The organism is Guyparkeria sp. SB14A (genome assembly GCF_005096345.1).
GTDB lineage: Bacteria > Pseudomonadota > Gammaproteobacteria > Halothiobacillales > Halothiobacillaceae > Guyparkeria > Guyparkeria hydrothermalis.
In genome coordinates, this window is record NZ_SWAW01000083.1 from 1 (window position 1) to 254 (window position 254).

Consider the following 254-nt stretch of genomic DNA (forward strand, 5'->3'; position numbering starts at 1 on the left):
CGTGATCGCGCTCGAGCGCCCGGTTGAGCGCCTGGTGTACCTGCACGCGGTGCTCGGGCTCGGCCATGTCGATGAAATCGATGATGATGATCCCGCCGAGGTTGCGCAGGCGCAACTGGCGCGCGATGACGCGGCCGCCTCGAGGTTGGTCTTGAAGATGGTCTCCTCGAGGGTCTTGTGACCGACGAACGCGCCGGTATTGACGTCGATGGTGGTCATCGCCTCGGTCTGGTCGATGACGATGTAGCCGCCGG

The 254-nt window shown here is 64.6% G+C and carries 1 pseudogene; it reads right to left on the reverse strand.

Annotated elements, in window-relative coordinates:
- Nucleotides 1–254 (reverse strand): annotated as a pseudogene (locus tag FAZ79_RS11345) (ribonuclease E/G); the annotation flags it as partial.